Origin of the sequence: Streptomyces sp. NPDC088261, assembly GCF_044740805.1 — a bacterium.
GTDB lineage: Bacteria > Actinomycetota > Actinomycetes > Streptomycetales > Streptomycetaceae > Streptomyces.
Genome location: NZ_JBIURL010000005.1, coordinates 267944 through 284061 on the forward strand (window position 1 = coordinate 267944; position 16118 = coordinate 284061).

Consider the following 16118-nt stretch of genomic DNA (forward strand, 5'->3'; position numbering starts at 1 on the left):
GTACGGCGGGCCTTCCGCGTACTCCTTGAGGATGCCGCCCGGTTCAGCCCGGTGTCAGCGCTGTACGGCTCGGAGCCCGCTTAGGGTTCAGACATGGAGACCCCACCCCCACGCCGCGGGCCCCGGCCGCGTGCACGATGGCTCGCGGGCGCGGCCGCCGCTCTGGTGCTGGTCGGCGCCGGAACCTGGACCGCCGTCGCCTCCGACGACGCGCCCACCGTGCGCCGGCAGGACCGGACCATGGACATGCCCGGCGCCACGATCGACACCTCGTACTTCACCTCCGGCACCGGGCGCAGGCCCGCCGTGCTGATCGGGCACGGCTTCGGCGGCAGCAAGGACGACGTACGGGCCCAGGCGGAGAAACTCGCCCGGGACGGGTACGCCGTGCTGACCTGGTCGGCGCGAGGCTTCGGGAAGTCCACCGGCAAGATCGGGCTCAACGACCCCGACCACGAGGTCAAGGACGTGTCCCGGATGATCGACTGGCTGGCGAAGCGGCCGGAGGTCGAGCTCGACAAGGCGGGCGATCCCCGCGTCGGGATCACCGGGCAGTCGTACGGCGGAGCGGTCTCCCTCCTTGCCGCCGGCCACGACAAGCGGGTCGACGCGATCGCCCCCCAGATCACCTACTGGAACCTAGCCGACGCGCTGTTCCCCGACGGGGTCTTCAAGAAGCTCTGGGCCGGGATCTTCTTCTCCGTCGGCGGCGGGGGCTGCGCCACCTACGAGAAGCAGCTGTGTGACATGTACCAGCGGGTCGCCGTCTCCGGCACCCCGGACGCCGCCGCCCGCACGATGCTGGAGCAGCGCAGCCCCTCCGCCGTCGGCGACCGCATCGACGTGCCGGCGCTGATCGTCCAGGGACAGAACGACTCGCTCTTCCCCCTCGGCCAGGCCGACGCGATGGCCAAGGCCATCAGCGCCAACGGCGCACCGGTCGACGTCGACTGGAAGCAGGGCGGCCACGACGGCGGGGACCCGGAGACCGGACGGGTGGAGAGCCGGATCACCTCGTGGTTCGACCGCTACCTCAAGGACGACAAGAACGCCGACACCGGACCCGCCTTCCGCGTCAGCCGGACCGGAGGCGTCGACTCCACCGACGGCCAGGCCCTGTTGCGCGGCGCGACCGGCGGACGCTACCCGGGCCTGGAGAGCGGCGGCACCGACATCCCGCTGAGCGGCGGCACCAAGACCTTCGCCAACCCGCCCGGCGCCAGCCCGCCCGCCATCTCCGCCGTCCCCGGTCTCGGCGGCGGACTCTCCCAGCTGTCGTCGCTCGGCGTCGGGCTCTCCCTCGACTTCCCCGGCCAGTACGCGAGCTTCGACTCCCGGCCGCTCGGCGAGGCCCTGCGGATCACCGGCTCACCGACCGTCCGGGTCACCGTCACCTCCGACACCGGCGACGCCGTGCTCTTCGGCAAGGTGTACGACGTCGGCCCCGACGGCAGACAGCAGGTCCTGCCCTCCCAGCTCGTCGCCCCGGTCAAGGTCGAGGGCGCCCGGCAGGGCAAGGCCGTCGAGCTGACCATGCCCGCCGTCGACCACGAGGTCGACGCCGGCCACCGCCTCCGGGTCGTCCTCGCCGCCACCGACCTCGGCTACGCCTCCCCGGTCGTCCCCGCCACCTACCGGGTCTCCGTGGACAGCCCGCTGACCGTCCCGACCGTGCCCGGCCTCACCACCGCGGCCACCACGCTGCCCTGGTGGGTCTGGGGACTCCCGGCCCTCGGCGTCCTGATCGCCGCCGCCCTCCTGCTCACCGCCCGGCGCCGCACCCACGCGCCCGCGCCCGACCCGGCGCTCGCCCAGGTGCCCCTCCGGATCACCGGCCTGACCAAGCGTTACGCCAAGTCCGCCGACCGCTATGCCGTCCGTGACCTCTCCTTCCAGGTCGAAAAGGGGCAGGTGCTCGGTCTGCTGGGCCCGAACGGCGCCGGCAAGACCACCACCCTGCGCATGCTGATGGGACTCATCGCCCCGGACGCCGGGGAGATCCGGGTGTTCGGCCACGCGATCCGGCCGGGCGCACCCGTGCTGTCGCGGGTCGGCTCGTTCGTCGAGGGCGCGGGCTTCCTGCCGCACCTGTCGGGCCGGGCCAACCTGGAGCTGTACTGGCAGGCGACCGGCCGCCCCGGCGAGGACTCCCACATCGAGGAGGCCCTGAAGATCGCCGGACTCGGGGACGCGCTCGCCCGCGCCGTACGCACCTACTCGCAGGGCATGCGGCAGCGGCTCGCCATCGCGCAGGCCATGCTCGGTATGCCGGACCTCCTGATCCTGGACGAGCCGACCAACGGTCTCGACCCGCCCCAGATCCGGGAGATGAGGGACGTGATGATCAGGTACGCGGCGGGCGGCAGGACGGTCATCGTCTCCAGCCACCTCCTCTCCGAGGTCGAACAGTCCTGCACGCATCTGGTCGTCATGCACCAGGGCCGGCTGATCCAGGCCGGTCCGGTCGCGGAGATCACCGGCTCCGGCGACACCCTGCTCGTCACCACCGCCGAGCCCGTGCCCGAACCCGTCCTGGAGAAGATCGCCGCCCTGCCGGGGATCGGCTCCGCCGTCCGGACGGACGACGGACTGCTGGTCGCCCTCGGCGGGACGCTGTCGACGGGTGCCCTCATCACCGAACTGGTCCGGCTCGACGTGTCGCTGACGGGGGTCGGACCGCACCGCCGCCTCGAGGACGCGTTCCTCACCCTGATCTCAGGAGGCTCCGCATGAGCGCGCTGACCGAACCGGCGGCGGGAGCCGCCGGGCCCGGAGGGTCCGCCGGTCCCGTCGGGGCCCCGGCCACCGAGTCGGCCCCCGGCTACCGGTCCCGCCACACGCTGCCCCTGCGGGTCGAGGCGCTGCGCCAGCTCAAGCGGCGCCGCACCCTCGTGATGGGCGCCATCCTCGGTCTCCTTCCGTTTGTCCTGATCGTCGCCTTCGCCATCGGGGGCACCCCCGGCGGCGACAGTGACGGGGACGGCGGTGGCGGCCGGCTGAACCTGATGGACACCGCGACCGCCTCCGGCGCGAACTTCGCCGCCACCTGTCTCTTCGTCTCGGCGGGCTTCCTGCTCGTGGTGCCCGTCGCGCTCTTCCACGGCGACACCGTCGCCTCCGAGGCCAGCTGGTCCTCGTTGCGCTATCTGCTGGCCGCGCCCGTGCCCCGGGCCCGGCTGCTCTGGAGCAAGCTCGTGGTCGCGCTCACCATGAGCGCGGCGGCGATGTTGCTGCTCCCGGTGGTCGGCCTGGCGGCGGGCACGGTGGCCTACGGGTGGGGGCCGTTGGAGCTGCCGGCCGGTGGCTCCCTGGCCGCCGGGGAGACCGTGCCGAGGCTGGCGCTGGTGGTCGCCTTCATCTTCGTCTCCCAACTGGTCACGGCGGCGCTCGCCTTCTGGCTGTCGACGAAGACCGACGCTCCCCTCGGCGCGGTCGGCGGCGCGGTGGGGCTCACGATCATCGGCAACGTGCTGGACGCCGTGACCGCGCTCGGGTCCTGGCGGGACTTCCTGCCCGCCCACTGGCAGTTCGCGTGGGCCGACGCGCTCCAGCCGCAGCTGGAATGGGGCGGCATGCTCAAGGGCACGGCGATCTCGGTGACGTACGCCGTGGTGCTGTTCGCCCTGGCCTTCCGGGGCTTCTCCCGCAAGGACGTCGTGTCCTAGGCGGCACCCAGGCAGATCCGGCTTCCCCATCCGACCGCGCCACCGCGTCACATCGAGCGCCCCCATCAGATCCACCCCCGACGAGCCGCTTCCGCGCCCGCCCGGAAGCGGCTCGTCGTGCCGAGGGCGGTGAGCAGGTCGCACACCCGCCTGCTGTACGTACGCCCCGACATGCCCAGCCTGGTCGCCGCCGCCTCGTCCGTCAGGCCCGCCAGAAGAGCCTCCAGCACCGGCCGCAACGACTCGGGCAGCACCCCGGGGGCCGACACCGAGAGCGGGTCGGTGGGCAGCTCCTCGCCGGTCTCCCACCACAGCTGGTGCGTACGGACCAGGGCCTGGACGATCACGGGGTCACGGATCAGCAGCACGCCGTTGTAGTGCAGTTGGAGATCGAGGGGCACGGCGGCCACCGCACGGTCCACCAGGATCATCTTGAACGGGATGGAATCCGTCTGTCTGGCCCGGCCCGGCAGCGGCCACGGCGCGGGCAACGGCAGCCCCGCCAGGCCCTGTCTCGGCACGATCCGCCGCACGGTGATCGCGGGAGCCCGCGCCGCCGCGCGGCCCTCGGGCTTGCCGCCCGCCCTGCCGCCCGCCCTGCCGCCGGGCCCGGCGTCCGGCGGGAGCCGCTCACCCGCCGCCCGTACGCAGCAGTCGGCGAAGTCGAGGAACTGCTCGGGAATCCCCTGCCCCAGACAGCTTCCCGGATCGTCGAAGATCAGGAATTCCCGGCGGGCCGACCGCACCAACGCCGTGAGCGTGGCCGTCACTTCCCGTATCCCCCGGATCGGCCGGCCCGGCGTCCGGAGCGGGTCCATCCCCGCGGACATGCCTGTCACGCCCATCACGCCCGTCGTGCCCGCCTGCGTGATGCTCCTTGTCACTGTCCCCTTCGACTGCGCCGGCGACAGCGCGGACCGATTGAGAACCGCACCTGAGACCTCCGCCACGGCTGACCACCCCCGCATCCCCTCGGAGCCGTACGCCACTCCATGTACGCACACGATTGCGCTCCGTGACAAGTGCCAGTTCAGAGAGTGGCGACTCCATGCCAGCGGCATGCCCGCGTCTTCGAAAAGTGCTCAAGAACCGCGCCGGTGCGACCGTTTCCTGCGACATGATGTCCGTCATGGCCACCTTGCTGCTCGCTCTCTCCGCGATATCCACCGGTCTGTTCGCGGGCTACTTCCTGATCTTTCAGACCGGCATCATGCCTGCCCTGGGCAAGCTGACGGACGAGCAGTTCGTCCCGGCCATGCGCCTGGTCAACCGGCAGGTGCCGCGCCCGGTCTTCCTGCTGACCTTCTTCGCCATCGTGGGCTTCCCCTCGGCGGCGCTGGCCGTCCCCGTCGACGGCCGCTCGGACAACCAGAAGTGGCTGCTGGTGGCCGGACTGGTGTGCGCGGTGATCAATCACCTGGTGACCATCGGCGGCAACGTACCGCTCAACAACCAGCTGGAGTCGTCCCCGGCGCCGGCCCGTGCGGCGCGCCTCGCCTTCGAGGGTCGCTGGAACGCGTTCCACCGTGTCCGCACGCTGTTCTCCGTGGCCGCCTTCGTCCTCGTGGTCAGCGCGACGCTGTCCTGAGTCCCGGCGACGACCTCACAGCACTCCCCGTACAGCGGCCCGTACAGCAGAGTCCGCTGACCGGCCCCCCGTGGCGTCGGTCAGCGGACTCCGATGGTCACGCCGAGGCGCGGTCCATGGGGAGGGTGACCCGGGCGGTGTGACCCGCCGTCACCGGGCGGGCAGCCGAACGGAATCGAGGACGGGCGGGTCGATCCGTGGTCCGCGTCACGCGCTCACTATGCGGGCTGGGACTATCCACTCGCAACTGATCGCTCTGATAATTTCAGAATGCGCCCGACCACACTGGTTCGAGCCCGGCCCACCTGCCAGAATCGGCCCAATGAGTCGGCGTCAGGAGGCGGCACGTGAGTGACTCCCGTACGGGAACCGCTCCCACGGTCCTGCGTATGCTTCTCGGTAAGCGACTCGGTGCTCTGCGTGAGAAAGCCCGGGTGTCCCGCGAGGCGGCGGCCGAAATCCTGGACGTGACCCCCCTCACCGTCCGGCGGATGGAAAATTCCGAAGTAGGCCTCAAACTCCCGTATGTCCGGCTGCTCCTGACGGCGTACGGAGTGAGGGCGCCGGAGGCCGAGGAATTCGTCGAGCTGGTCAAGGCGGCCAACAAGCCCGGCTGGTGGCACCGTTACCGCGACGTCCTGCCCAGCTGGTTCAGCGCCTACGTCAGCCTGGAGGACGAGGCGCGCCTGATCAGGACGTACGAACCGCACTACGTCCCCGGCCTGTTGCAGACGGAGGAGTACGCCCGCGCCGTCCTGAGCGCCGGCGCGCACCGCAATCCCGCCGAGCTGGAACGGCGCGTGGCACTCCGCGCCAAACGCCAGCAGTTGCTCACGAAAGCCGACGCGCCGATTCTCTGGATCCTCATGGAGGAAGCGGTGTTGCGCAGGCCCGTCGGGGGAGTGGACGTCATGCGCGGGCAGATCGACCGGCTGATCGAGTTGGCGTCCCGGCCGAATGTGACGCTCCAGATCATGCCGTTCTCGATCGGTCCGCACCTCGGCGCGTTCGGGCCGTTCCATCTCTTCCGGTTCGATCTCCCCGATCTGCCGGACATCGTGTACACCGAGAATCTCACCGGCGCGGTCTATATGGACCAGCGCCCCGACGTCGCCGCCTATCTGGAAGTCCTGGACACCATGGCGGTCCATGCCTCCGGTGTGGACGGAACAAGAGACTTTCTCCAAGGAATACGCAAGGAGTTCTGATGATGCGGGACATATTCAACGGCATGCCGGCGGACTCACTGGGGGACGACGGCTGGGAGCGGCCCTGGAGCGGTCCCAACGGGGGCAGTTGTGTGGAGGCCAAGCGGGTGGACGGCGGGCGCGTCGCGGTCCGCCAGTCCTCGGATCCCACGGGTCCGGCCCTGATCTGCACCGTCGCCGCCATGGCGGGCTTTGTCGAAGGGGCGAAGAACGGCCTCGCCGACTTCCTGCTCTGAGCCGGCCTCCCGGCCCGGGCCGCCCGAGAAACGGATGGATCGCATGACGGACCCCGACCCGCCCCCGGTCGACACCTTCGACGACCTCGACGAAGCCATCAACGGCCACGACGGTCCTGATGACTTCGACGGCATCGACGCCACACGCCCGCACGCCGCGCGTATGTATGACTACTTCCTCCGGGGCAAGGACTACTACGAGGTCGACCGGAAGGCCGCGGCCCGCGTCGAGGCGATCGCCCCCGGTGCCAGGACGGCGGCCGCGACCAACCGGCGGTTCATGCACCGGGCGACCCGCTGGCTGGCCGGGGAGGCGGGCGTCCGGCAGTTCCTTGACATCGGTACGGGCATCCCCACCAGCCCCAACCTCCACCAGGTCGCCCAGGAGACCGCCCCGGACGCGCGCGTCGTCTACGTCGACAACGACCCGGTCGTGCTGCGGCACGCCGAGGCCCTGATGCACAGCACCCCCGAGGGCCGTACCGCCTTCGTCCACGCCGACTTCCGGGATCCGCGGAGCATCATCGAGTCGCCCCGCCTGCGCGACACGCTCGACCTGAGCCGCCCGGTCGCGCTGTCGCTGAACGCGCTGCTGCACTTCGTGCCCGACGACGAACGGCCGTACGACGCCGTACGGTTCCTGCTCGACGCGCTGCCCTCCGGCAGCTACCTCGGCCTCTCCCACTGCACCCCGGACTTCGATCCGGAGATGTGGGTGAAGATCCTCGGCGTCTACCACGGCAGCGGAATCCCCGGCCAAGTGCGCTCGCGCGACGAGATCCTGCGCTTCTTCGACGGCCTCGACCTGGTCGAACCGGGAGTGGAGGTCCCGCACCGCTGGCGTCCGGAGGGCGAGCTTCCGGAGGGCACCACCGACGGTGCGGTCTCCCTCTACGCCGGGTTGGCCCGCAAGCCCTGATCCGGGCGGACGGCTTCCGGTGGCCGGGCGACCCGCCCGCCCCGCTCGCCTCCCCGCTCGCCTGCGAGGGCGCCGGCGAGGGCGAGAGGCAGGCGGTGGACCGGCGGGTGCTCCACGTCGAGTTCCGGCCGCCAGGTGGTGAGGATCTGGGCGGACGGTACGAAGAGCGGGCTGGGCAGCTCGTCCGTCCGCACCCACCGCCACTCGGCGATCAGCTCCGGTTCCGCCGCGAAGGGGACACCCTCGTACGCGGTGACGACGGCGGCCATCGTGACGCGCGTGAGGCCCGCCGTCTCGTCGTGGAGCATCGCGAACACGGTCACGTCCTGCTCCCGGGCGTGGAGTCCGGTCTCCTCGCGCAGTTCGCGTACGGCGGCGGCGGTGACGGCCTCGCCGGGCTCCAGCCTCCCGCCCGGCAGTTCCCAGGTCCCGCCGTGGTGCAGGCCGAGGAGGATACGGCCGGACCGGTCCCGCACGATCACGCCGACGCCGATCACGGCCTGCGCCCGGGGCGGCGCCGCGGCGCGCGGCCGGCTGGTGACGCGCGGGCGCGGGGGCGCGAGGCGCCGGCGTGCGCGGATCAGCCGGCAGAGGACCGGAGCTCCCCGGTCCAGGACGCTGACCGGGACGATCTCGTCCACGATGAAGCCGGCCTCGACCAGGAGGTCCTCCCACAACTCCTGGGTGAGATCGCCGGTCCGTACGGTCAGTTCCAGCCCCCCGCCCGGCGGGATCTCGGCGGCGAGGCGGGGGAGGAGCTGCCCCGGATCGACGGGGTCGAGAGGCCCGCCGACGGTCTCGACCACCCGCGTCCCGACCACTCCTGTCCCGACCACTCCTGTCCCGGCCGCGCATACTTCCTGATCACTCATACCAAGAGCCCCCGCTCCAGCCGCTCCAGCGTGCGCGTGCCCCGCCCGGTCACCTCGTGGTCGCCGTGCGCCGGTCCGTACGCCAGCGCGCTCACCGCGTCGAGCGCGGCCAGACAGGTCAGCGCCTGGCGCTCGGCGTCCGTGAGGGCGCGCCCGTACCCGTGGAAGAACGCGTCCCGCAGGTCGGGGCGGCCCTGCCAGGGCCCGCAGGCCAGCCGTACGAAGTCCTGTACGGCGGGCGCATACCGGGACCGTTCGAAGTCGATCACCGCCAACCGGCCCGCCCCCCTCCCCGCCCCCGTCCACAGGGCGTTCCGCTCCTGCGCGTCGCCGTGGATGTGGGCCGGCACGAGCCGGTCCGTCAGCTGGAGAAGATGCTCGGCCGCGCGCCGTACGAGCGCCCGCCGGTGGTCGCTCAGCAGGGCCCCGGCCCGTACGAGATGCCTCTCGACCCCCGTCGTCGCCGCGTCCTCCACCGCCTCTCCCGCCGCCCGGCGGCCCGCGCCCGGCATCCTGTCGCTGCCGTGCAGCCGCCGCAGAAGAGCCCCGAACTGCCGGTGTGCCGACCGGTGGGCGGTGACGGTGAGGGTGAGCAGGGAGAGCGGAGTGCCCGGTACGGCGGTCAGGAGGAGCGCCAGATTGCGGGCGTCGGTGGCCACGAGCCGGGGCGCCCCGCCGAAGCCGAGCGCGGGCACGGCCGACTGGTACCCGAACGTCTCGCGCTCGTAGAACTTCGGCGTCGGCGACTGCTTGACGAAGAAGCGCCGGCCCCGGGCGTCGGCGATGTCCCACACCCGGGAGCCCGCGCGGGGGTGCGACGCGTCGTGTACGGCTCCGAGGGGGCCGACGGAGCGTTCCGCCCACGCCCGCAGGGGCGGCGGAAGTGTCTTGGTGTGGCTCATGCACCCCTCCTCGGTGTCGGTCGTGATGCCAGGGACGACAGGGCCGCGCGGCGGGCGAGGACGTCAACCCGGCGTGGCTCGGCGAGGGGCGCCGTACCGCCGTACTCGAACGCGGGATGTCCGGCGACAGGGCAGGCGGGAGCGGGGACAGGTCGCATGATTCCTCCGGAAGGGCGCGGGGTGATGAGTCGGTGCCCGGACAACGGCCCTGATCAAGCGGCTGTAACGGGGGACGCCGGGGGAATCATAGAACAAATGTTCGATCCGAGTCGGGGACCCGTGCGGCGTGGGCGTGCCTGGCTGTGATGGTGCGTTCGAACCACCCGTGAGGTGGGTGGGCACTCTATCGGGGGATTGCGCGACGGGGTCCGCCCGACGGTACGGACCCGGCCACGGCCCCCGGGGCCGGGGAGCAGATTGGCCGGATCGCGCGCGTGGGAGGTGAGTGGGGAGCCGTCCGCAGGGCGTGAGCGACACGTCCGCGGCGCGCGTCCGTGCCGGGCCGTACCCCCTCCGTACCCCCTCATTTCGTTGAATTTTCCCGGTGAATGATCAGGAGTTTGTGCGCGTCAGTCCAGAATTTGCGTGCACTCATCTTGTCCGTGCGTTGTCATGTCCATATGTTGTCGGCGAGCGGGGGTCCGCCGGGACGCGGGCCGCCGCTCGTACCCCCCGACCGGTACGCAGAGCCGACAGCGAGGAATCCCCCATGGCCATCTCCAGACGCTCCGTCATCGTGTCCGCACTCGCCGGGACCGCCACCGCCGGATTCGGCGGACTGCCGGGCACGCTCACGCAGGCCGCCGCCGCCCCCGCGGCCTCGCCGCCGGGAGACGTGGTCGGCAAGGTGACGGTGGGCTACCAGGGCTGGTTCGCCTGCATCGGCGACGGGGCGCCCATCAACAGCTGGTGGCACTACAGCAGGAACGCGGGCCAGCCGCCGTCGCCGAGCAACACCACCCTCGTGTCGTGGCCCGACATGCGGGAGTACACGCGGAGTTACGCGACCGCGTACCCGAACCTCGGCAACGGCCAGCGCGCCACGCTGTTCTCGTCCTGGGACCAGCAGACGGTCGACACCCACTTCCGGTGGATGCGGGAGAACGGCTGCGACACGGCGGCGCTCCAGCGCTTCAACCCGTTCGGGGCGGAGGGGCCGACGCGGGACGGAATGGCCCAGAAGGTGCGGCAGTCGGCGGAGGCGTACGGCCGGAAGTTCTACATCATGTACGACGTCACCGACTGGACGAACATGCAGTCGGAGATCAAGCAGGACTGGACGAACAAGATGAAGGCGTACACCGCTTCGAGCGCGTACGCCGTGCAGAACGGGAAGCCCGTCGTCTGCATCTGGGGCTTCGGATTCAACGACCCGGGGCGGCCGTTCGCACCGGCGCCCTGCAAGGACGTCGTCGACTGGTTCAAGGCGCAGGGGTGTTATGTGATCGGCGGCGTGCCGACGCACTGGCGCAACGGCATCAACGACTCGCGCCCCGGCTTCCTCGACGTGTACCACTCGTTCAACATGATCTCGCCGTGGATGGTCGGGCGGATCACCAACGTCAGCCAGGCCGACCAGTTCTACCGGGACCTCAACACTCCCGACCAGGCGGACTGCAACGCCCATGGCATCGACTACCAGCCTTGCGTCATCCCCGGCGACCTCCAGTCGGGGCACCGGGCGCACGGTGAACTGATGTGGCGTCAGTTCTACAACCTCTGCCGGGTGGGGGTGCAGGGCTTCTACATCTCGATGTTCGACGAGTTCAACGAGGGCAACCAGATCGCCAAGACCACGGAGACGAGCGCCGAGGTGCCGGCCGGGTCCGGGATCCGGGCGCTGAACGAGGACGGCACGGCGTGCTCCGCCGACTACTACCTGCGGCTCACCGCCGACGGCGGGCGGATGCTGAAGGGGCAGCTGGCGCTGACGGCGGTACGTCCCACCGTGCCGTTCCCCGGCGGCGGCGGGCCGACGCAGCCGACGGGCGACCTGGCGCTGAACAGGCCGGCCTCGGCGAGCAGTGTCACGCAGAACTACGGCGCGGGCAACGCCGTCGACGGGAACGGTTCGACCTACTGGGAGAGCGCCAACAACGCCTTCCCGCAGTGGATCCAGGTCGACCTGGGAGCGGCGTCGGCCGTCAAGCGGGTGGTGCTCTCGCTGCCGCCGAACCCGGCATGGGGGAGCCGCACGCAGACGGTGGCGGTGCTGGGATCCACCAACGGCTCGGACTTCACCACCCTTTCGGCGGCGGCGGGCCGCACCTTCGACCCCGCCTCGGGCAACAGTGCGACGGTGACGCTGGCGACGGCCGCCAACGCCCGTTACGTACGGCTCCAGTTCACCGGGAACACGGGGTGGCCGGCCGGACAGCTGTCGGGCTTCAGCGTGTACGCGTCGTAGCACCTGGTCCCTGACGCCTGGTTCCTGGCACCTGGTCCCTGACACCTGGCACATGTCCTGTCCTCAGGATCCCCCAGGGGGTCCTGAGGATTTCCCCGGACGCCCCGGCGCCTGCTGTACTTCGGGACGAAAGGTACCTGGAGGTGCGGAGTGGGACAGTTCGAGATCGCGGGCGCGAGTGCCGACGACATCAGGGTGCTCGGTGAGTGGGCGGCCGACGAGGGATGGAATCCGGGGGACTCCGACGGGCAGGCGTTCTTCCCCACGGACCCGGACGGGTTCCTCTTCGGGCGGCTGGACGGTGAGCCGGTGGCCTCGATCTCCGCCGTGCGCTACGGGACGGACTTCGGCTTCGTCGGGTTCTACATCGCCCGGCCGTCCGTACGGGGGCAGGGGTACGGGATCCAGGTGTGGCGCGCGGGCATGGCGCGCCTGGGCGGCCGGAACGTCGGGCTCGACGGGGTGATCGACCAGCAGGACAACTACCGTGCGTCCGGCTTCCGTCGGGCCTGGAACAACGTCCGGTACGAAGGGGTGCCGTCGAGCGGGGGCAGCGGGGGTGAGCGCGGGGACGGAATCACGCTGCGGGACGCCCGTACCGTACCCTTCGGCCAACTTGCCGCGTACGACCGGCGGTTCTTCCCCGCTCCCCGGCCCGGCTTCCTCGCCTCCTGGGTGGGGCTGCCCGGCCGGACCGCGCTGGTCGCGATCCGGGACGGGGAACTCGACGGCTTCGCCGTCCTGCGCGCCTCCCGTGGTGCCTCCCGCGTCGGGCCGCTCTACGCCTCGTCGCAGGAGGTCGCCGCCGCGCTGGTGGGCGGGTTGGCGGCGACCTCCCCGGGCGCGCCGGTGGCGATCGACGTTCCGGACATCAACGCGCCGTCCGTCGCGTTGATGGAACGGCTGGGGTTGAACCCGTCGTTCGAGGCGGCGCGGATGTACACCGGGCCCGACCCGGACGTGGATCTGGCCGGGCTCTTCGCCGTCACGAGTCTCGAACTCGGCTGAGGGGGTGGTGGCCGGCTGAGGGCCGGCCTCACGTCACGGCCAGAGGAGTTGCTTCACCCAGCCGTCTCCGTCTCCTCGTCGGCTGTACTGGAGGCGGGTGTGGTTGCGCTGCCGGTCGCCCTGCCAGAACTCGACCTCTTCCGCCCGCAGGGAGTACAGCGTCCACTCCGGCGTCACCAACCCGGGCTCCCGCTCCACGCGTTCCAGGGAGGCCCGGGTCGCCGCGTCGCGGGCCGTGAGGTCCGTCAACGGGCCGCTCTGGAGGCCGAGCAGGGCTTCCGCGCGAGCCTCGGGGGAGCGGGCGAGGAAGTCGGCGGCGCTCCGCTCGGACGGCTCGGCGGTCACCGGGCCCCGTACCCGTACCTGCCGGGCCAGTGGGGGCCAGTAGAAGGTGAGCGCGGCCCGGCCGTGGGCGGCCAGGTCCCGGCCCTTGGGGCTGGCGGCGTGCACGGCGAACTGCCAGCCGTCCGCGTCCACGTTCTTGAGGATCAACACCCGTGCCGCCGGGTTCCCTTCGGGATCGACGGTCGAGAGCGTCATCGCGTGCGGCTCGCGGACGCCCGCGTCCACCGCCTCGAAGAGCCAGTCCACGAAGAGCTGTTCGGGATCCGAGGGGGCCGTGTGCGGGTCGAAGGAGGGGAGTTCACCGGCGAACACGTCGAGTCCGCGCAGGGTCTCACGCAGGGTGCCTGTCCTGCGGGCGGCGGGGGCGTCGGGTGCCGACGGGGCGCCCGCCGTGACGAGGGCCAGGGCGAACCCGTCGTACCCCTTGCTGCCCACCGTCTGGAGCGCGGTCGCGTTCAACCGGGGCTCGGCGGCGAGGAGTTCGGTGAAACGTCGTACCCCCCGCACCCGGGGGTCGGTGCTGTCCGGGTCGATCACCCCGCCGGCGCGCACGACGTTGTCCGTGATGATGACGCTGCCGGGCCGGGAGAGCGCCAGGGCCCAGGTGAGGTACTCCGGGTTGCTGGGCTTGTCGGCGTCGATGAAGACCAGGTCGAACGGCCCGTGTCCGGCCTCCGCCAGCCGGGGCAGGGTCTCCAGCGCGGGCCCGGTGATCACCTCGACCGTGTCCGACAGCCCCGCGCGGGCGAGGTTGGCGCGGGCCACGTCGGCGTGGACCGGGTCGGCCTCCAGCGTGACCAGCCGCCCGCCCGGGGGCAGCGCGCGGGCCAGCCAGATAGTGCTGTACCCGCCGAGCGTGCCGATCTCCAGGATCGTCCGCGCCCCGTGCATCCGGGCCAGCAGATGCAGCAACTTCCCCTGTACGGGCGCGACATGGATGGCCGGCAGCCCGGCGGCCGTACTGTCCGCGAGCGCCGCGTCGAGGACGGGGTCGCTCCCCACCAGACGATCGCCGAAGTAGCGATCCACGTCGGTCCACAACTCCTGGTCCATGGTGCTCCTCTTCTCCGCCGCCGGGCCGGCTCTGCCCGCGCCGCGACCGTTATTAAGTTCCGTGATGAAACATACTCGCCGGGCGGCCCTGCGCGCCGGATATCATCCGGCCGTGCTTCCTTCCCCCGCCGCCCTGGTCCGCGAGTTCCACCGGGCCTTCGGCCTCGACGCCCGTACGACTCCGACCGAGATCCCAGCGCAACTCGCCGCCCACCGGCAGGAGTTGCTGGACGAGGAGGTCGGCGAGGTCGCGGAGGCGTCCCGTGAGGGGGCCCTGGACCATCTCGCCCACGAACTCGCCGACGTCGTCTACGTCGCGTACGGCACCGCACTGGTCCACGGCATCGATCTCGACGCGGTGATCGCGGAGATCCACCGGGCCAACATGACCAAGCTGGGCCCCGAGGGACGCCCGGTCCTGCGGGCCGACGGCAAGGTGCTCAAGGGGGACCACTACCGGGCCCCGGACGTGGCGGCGGTGCTGCGCGCGCAGGGGTGGACGGGCGGAGAGGCATAGCAGGTCCCGATCTGTTCCGCCTTATGGGTGGTTGTTCGCGCCTGACGGAGTATTCGGGTGTGCGTCGATGTGTGAATGGGGAGCCGCAGGCAAGGGTGCGGTCGCACCTGGTGGTTCCCACGCACGGAAGGACGTACAGAATGAATCAGGGCGAGACGTGGTGTGATGATCACCTCAAGGAGTTCCTGAAGGATGTCCATGGTTGGTACCACGACAACACCAACAACTTCCAGGACGATTTCGACAGGGCGATCAAAAACGTGCAGGACTGTCCGCCCGACCTGACGGGCGAACAGAAGGAAAGGGTCTGGAAAGACTGGCAGAACGCGACCATCCACACCTTGACCGACTTCTTGTCGGAATGGTGTCGGTGGGGCTGGACGCAGGGCGTGCACGACGGCCTTCAGTACATCGAGAAGTTCAGCTGGATCAACTACAACAACAAAGCCGGCACGGACTTCATGGTCGCGGGCCAGGGTGCGGTGATGCTGGCCGAGTTCACCAGGTTACAAGGCGAGCAGATGGACGACGAGCGGTCGGTGAACCTCGTCCGGCAGTGGATCGAAGAGCTCGGCCCGAAGACCATGGCGGCCTTCAAGAAGGGCGACTGGTCGACGTACAACAAATTCTTCATCAGGGAACTGAAACCGGGTGTCCGGCCGATCGCCGACCCGCTCGACCCCAGCGTGGTGGTCGCTCCGACCGACTGCGTCATCAACATGATCGTCGACGAGCTGACCGACGGGGCGCTGATCCCGGTCAAAACAGTCGCCATGAATGTCAGCCAGCTGCTGCACGGCTCGACGTACGCCACGCGCTTCACCCGGGACAAGGACGGCAATCAGGGCGGCGGGACGGCTGTGTCCTGCATTCTGCTGCCCGACACCTATCACCGGTACCACGCTCCGGTGGGCGGCGAGGTGGTGGAGGCCCACGACGACCTCCCCGGGGTCTACTACGGGATGCAGAACTTCCCCGAACTGGTGAACAACGGGAATGTCGGCTACGGGTACGACTACAACGCGTTCACCGATTTCCGCCGCGGATACGTCATCTTCAAGACCCCGTACGTGAATCACCTGGGAGAGCCGGACGGTGAGGGGTACGTTGCCCTGGTGGCCGTCGGGCTCAACTCGATCGGGTCGGTGAAGTTCCTCGACAAGTTCAGGAATGTCACGGACGACAGGCCAGTCGCGGTGGACAAGGGCGAGGAGATCGGCTGCTTCCAATACGGCGGGTCGATGAACATCCTGCTGTTCGAGAAGGGCCGCTTCCCCGCGCTGCAACTTCTCATGGGGCAGCGCATCGGTCTGCTGGAAGGGCCGGAGCGGTCCGAGAAGTACTTCGGCCGCTCGTACCGCGCCCATGCGTCCCGCACGTCGGCCCTCTGACGCCGGC

At 70.6% G+C, this 16118-nt stretch carries 14 protein-coding genes and 1 pseudogene; 10 read left to right on the plus strand and 5 right to left on the minus strand.

What is annotated here, in order from left to right; all coding sequences use genetic code 11:
* The first annotated feature begins 93 nt into the window (after positions 1–93).
* Together ACIODU_RS13070 and ACIODU_RS13075 are read left to right on the plus strand one after the other, a co-directional pair.
* Positions 94–2733, plus strand: coding sequence for an alpha/beta fold hydrolase (locus ACIODU_RS13070; protein ID WP_401767154.1), 2640 nt, complete (start codon positions 94–96; stop codon positions 2731–2733).
* On the plus strand, positions 2730–3665 hold the full coding sequence (locus ACIODU_RS13075) for an ABC transporter permease (RefSeq protein WP_401767156.1): 936 nt from the start codon (positions 2730–2732) through the stop codon (positions 3663–3665). Before ACIODU_RS13070 ends, ACIODU_RS13075 begins: the two co-directional genes overlap by 4 nt.
* Before the next feature lie 65 nt (positions 3666–3730).
* Here ACIODU_RS13075 and ACIODU_RS13080 read toward each other — a convergent pair whose 3' ends face one another.
* Positions 3731–4435, minus strand: a complete 705-nt coding sequence (locus ACIODU_RS13080) for a DNA-binding response regulator (protein ID WP_401767158.1) — start codon at positions 4433–4435, stop codon at positions 3731–3733.
* 359 nt (positions 4436–4794) lie between these two features.
* On the opposite strand from ACIODU_RS13080, the gene ACIODU_RS13085 reads away from it, so the two are divergent.
* The 4 genes from ACIODU_RS13085 (at position 4795) to ACIODU_RS13100 (ending at position 7616) form a co-directional block, all read left to right on the plus strand.
* On the plus strand, positions 4795–5253 hold the full coding sequence (locus ACIODU_RS13085; protein WP_401767160.1) for a DUF1772 domain-containing protein: 459 nt from the start codon (positions 4795–4797) through the stop codon (positions 5251–5253).
* Between the two features lie 347 nt (positions 5254–5600).
* A complete protein-coding gene (locus ACIODU_RS13090; RefSeq protein ID WP_401767161.1) occupies positions 5601–6461 on the plus strand; it encodes a helix-turn-helix domain-containing protein in 861 nt (286 codons plus the stop codon).
* On the plus strand, positions 6461–6697 hold the full coding sequence (locus tag ACIODU_RS13095) for a DUF397 domain-containing protein (protein WP_401767163.1): 237 nt from the start codon (positions 6461–6463) through the stop codon (positions 6695–6697). The genes ACIODU_RS13090 and ACIODU_RS13095 overlap by 1 nt, the downstream gene beginning before the upstream one ends.
* Positions 6698–6860: 163 nt before the next feature.
* Positions 6861–7616 (plus strand): SAM-dependent methyltransferase, encoded by a 756-nt coding sequence (locus ACIODU_RS13100; RefSeq protein WP_401767359.1) that lies wholly within the window; start codon positions 6861–6863, stop codon positions 7614–7616.
* On the opposite strand, the gene ACIODU_RS13105 is transcribed toward ACIODU_RS13100, so the two are convergent.
* Both ACIODU_RS13105 and ACIODU_RS13110 read right to left on the minus strand, forming a co-directional pair.
* Positions 7589–8488 carry an NUDIX hydrolase gene (locus ACIODU_RS13105; RefSeq protein WP_401767165.1) on the minus strand — a complete coding sequence of 300 codons (900 nt, stop codon included), beginning with the start codon at positions 8486–8488 and terminating at the stop codon, positions 7589–7591. The two genes, ACIODU_RS13100 and ACIODU_RS13105, sit on opposite strands and share 28 nt — an antisense overlap.
* Positions 8485–9390, minus strand: a complete 906-nt coding sequence (locus ACIODU_RS13110; protein WP_401767166.1) for a phosphotransferase enzyme family protein — start codon at positions 9388–9390, stop codon at positions 8485–8487. The genes ACIODU_RS13105 and ACIODU_RS13110 overlap by 4 nt, the downstream gene beginning before the upstream one ends.
* 709 nt (positions 9391–10099) lie before the next feature.
* On the opposite strand from ACIODU_RS13110, the gene ACIODU_RS13115 reads away from it, so the two are divergent.
* On the plus strand, positions 10100–11797 hold the full coding sequence (locus ACIODU_RS13115; RefSeq protein WP_401767167.1) for a discoidin domain-containing protein: 1698 nt from the start codon (positions 10100–10102) through the stop codon (positions 11795–11797).
* Between the two features lie 150 nt (positions 11798–11947).
* The gene (locus ACIODU_RS13120) at positions 11948–12805 is read left to right on the plus strand and encodes a GNAT family N-acetyltransferase (RefSeq protein ID WP_356427615.1); all 858 of its coding nucleotides are present in this window, start codon (positions 11948–11950) and stop codon (positions 12803–12805) included.
* Between the two features lie 33 nt (positions 12806–12838).
* Here ACIODU_RS13120 and ACIODU_RS13125 read toward each other — a convergent pair whose 3' ends face one another.
* Together ACIODU_RS13125 and ACIODU_RS13130 are read right to left on the minus strand one after the other, a co-directional pair.
* Complete coding sequence (locus ACIODU_RS13125; RefSeq protein ID WP_401767360.1) at positions 12839–13462, minus strand: pyridoxal 5'-phosphate synthase; 624 nt, start codon at positions 13460–13462, stop codon at positions 12839–12841.
* A gap of 78 nt (positions 13463–13540) precedes the next feature.
* Positions 13541–14203, minus strand: a pseudogene (locus ACIODU_RS13130) (O-methyltransferase); the annotation flags it as partial.
* Positions 14204–14315: 112 nt separating this feature from the next.
* Here ACIODU_RS13130 and ACIODU_RS13135 point away from each other — a divergent pair.
* A complete protein-coding gene (locus tag ACIODU_RS13135; RefSeq protein ID WP_401767170.1) occupies positions 14316–14720 on the plus strand; it encodes a MazG nucleotide pyrophosphohydrolase domain-containing protein in 405 nt (134 codons plus the stop codon).
* A 140-nt stretch (positions 14721–14860) separates the two neighbouring features.
* Positions 14861–16111 carry a phosphatidylserine decarboxylase gene (locus ACIODU_RS13140; RefSeq protein WP_401767172.1) on the plus strand — a complete coding sequence of 417 codons (1251 nt, stop codon included), beginning with the start codon at positions 14861–14863 and terminating at the stop codon, positions 16109–16111.
* The last annotated feature ends 7 nt before the right edge of the window (positions 16112–16118 follow it).

Excerpts from the sequence above, each read along its gene's own strand:
- ACIODU_RS13070 (WP_401767154.1), top strand. The coding sequence starts at position 94 with ATGGAGACCCCACCCCCACGCCGCGGGCCCCGGCCGCGTGCACGATGG.
- ACIODU_RS13075 (WP_401767156.1), top strand. The coding sequence starts at position 2,730 with ATGAGCGCGCTGACCGAACCGGCGGCGGGAGCCGCCGGGCCCGGAGGG.
- ACIODU_RS13085 (WP_401767160.1), top strand. The coding sequence starts at position 4,795 with ATGGCCACCTTGCTGCTCGCTCTCTCCGCGATATCCACCGGTCTGTTC.
- ACIODU_RS13095 (WP_401767163.1), top strand. The coding sequence starts at position 6,461 with ATGATGCGGGACATATTCAACGGCATGCCGGCGGACTCACTGGGGGAC.
- ACIODU_RS13100 (WP_401767359.1), top strand. The coding sequence starts at position 6,861 with ATGTATGACTACTTCCTCCGGGGCAAGGACTACTACGAGGTCGACCGG.
- ACIODU_RS13105 (WP_401767165.1), bottom strand. The coding sequence starts at position 8,488 with ATGAGTGATCAGGAAGTATGCGCGGCCGGGACAGGAGTGGTCGGGACA.
- ACIODU_RS13110 (WP_401767166.1), bottom strand. The coding sequence starts at position 9,390 with ATGAGCCACACCAAGACACTTCCGCCGCCCCTGCGGGCGTGGGCGGAA.
- ACIODU_RS13115 (WP_401767167.1), top strand. The coding sequence starts at position 10,100 with ATGGCCATCTCCAGACGCTCCGTCATCGTGTCCGCACTCGCCGGGACC.
- ACIODU_RS13140 (WP_401767172.1), top strand. The coding sequence starts at position 14,861 with ATGAATCAGGGCGAGACGTGGTGTGATGATCACCTCAAGGAGTTCCTG.